Genomic DNA, 1,442 nt, shown 5'->3' with positions numbered 1-1,442 from the left:
CGGCTGGACGTGGTCGCCATCGATGACGGCGGCGTTTCCTCGCTGCCCGCACAGATCACCGCGCCCGACATCACCGCCCCTGCCGCACCGGGCGAACTGGTGATAAATGCCGACGGCAGTGTGGTCACCGGCCGCGCCGAACCGGGCAGCACCGTACGCGTGCTGGCCGCCGACGGCACCACTGTGCTGGGTAGCGTGGTAGTTGGCGCTACCGGCAGCTTCAGCATCACCCTCGACCCGCCACAAGTTGACGGCGAAGTGCTACAGGCCACCGCGACCGATGCCGCTGGCAACACATCGCCAACCAGCTCGGTCACCGCCCCAGACATCGATGGCGACACCACCCCGCCTGAAGCACCGACCAACCTGGTGATCAGCGCTGCCGGCAGCCAGCTCAGCGGTCGTGGCGAAGCCGGTACCAGCGTTCAGGTGCGCGATGACGCAGGCACCGTAATTGCCACGGGCACGGTCACCGAGGATGGTACCTTCGCCATCACCTTGAACCCGGCCATCACCGATGGCAGTACCCTGCAAGTCACCCTCACCGACGCCGCCGGCAACGTATCGCAACCGGGCTCGGTCACCTCGGCNCACGATGGCAGTACCCTGCAAGTCACCCTCACCGACGCCGCCGGCAACGTATCGCAACCGGGCTCGGTCACCTCGGCTGACCTGCTGCCGCCCGCGCAACCGACTGACCTGGCCTTGGCCGATGGCGTCACCTTCACCGGTCGCGGCGAGCCCGGCGCCACCGTGCAGGTGCGCGATGCCGGCGGTACTGTCATCGGTACTGGTGTCGTCGGTGCCGACGGCCTGTTCAGCCTCACCCTGTCGCCTGCCCAAGCCAACGGCGAAGCACTCGACGTGCGCTTGGTGGATGCCGCCGGCAACGCCTCGGCGCCGCTGCAGTTCGATGCGCCGGACATCACACCGCCCGATGCGGTGAGCAACATTGCCGTCGGCGCTGAGGGCCTGGCTCTGAGCGGTCGCGGCGAGCCCGGCGCCACCGTCGAAGTTCGCGATGCCAATGGCACCGTGATCGGCACGGGTGTTGTGGGAGCCAATGGCACCTTCCTGATCGATCTGGATCCGGCCGCTCAGCCAGGCGAGCAGTTGAGCCTGGTGCAGACCGACCCAAGCGGCAACGCTTCGGTGGCTACCGAGTACGACGTACCATTGACCACCGCGCCCGACAGCCCGAGCAATCTGGCCATCGATGCAGATGGCACCACCCTCACCGGTACCGCGCCTGCTGGCAGCCGTGTGGAAGTGCATGATGCCAACGGCACGCTGATTGGCAGTGTGGTGGCAGGCCCCGACGGCAGCTTCACCGTCACCCTCGACCCGCCTCAGGCCAACGGCGAGCTGCTGGACGTGGTCGCCATCGATGACGGCGGCGTTTCCTCGCTGCCCGCACAGATCACCGCGCCCGACATCACCGC

1 pseudogene is annotated in these 1,442 nt (G+C 67.7%); it reads left to right on the top strand.

Annotation, left to right across the window (positions count from 1 at the left end):
• Positions 1-3: 3 nt before the first annotated feature.
• Positions 4-1,442, top strand: a pseudogene (locus tag FQ668_RS27270) (Ig-like domain-containing protein); the annotation flags it as partial.

Origin of the sequence: Pseudomonas sp. Kh14, assembly GCF_900291005.1 — a bacterium.
In the GTDB taxonomy this organism is placed as follows: Bacteria; Pseudomonadota; Gammaproteobacteria; order Pseudomonadales; family Pseudomonadaceae; genus Aquipseudomonas; species Aquipseudomonas alloputida.
Note: the sequence above shows the minus strand (reverse complement) of the source record. Positions and strands in the feature narration are given on the sequence as shown.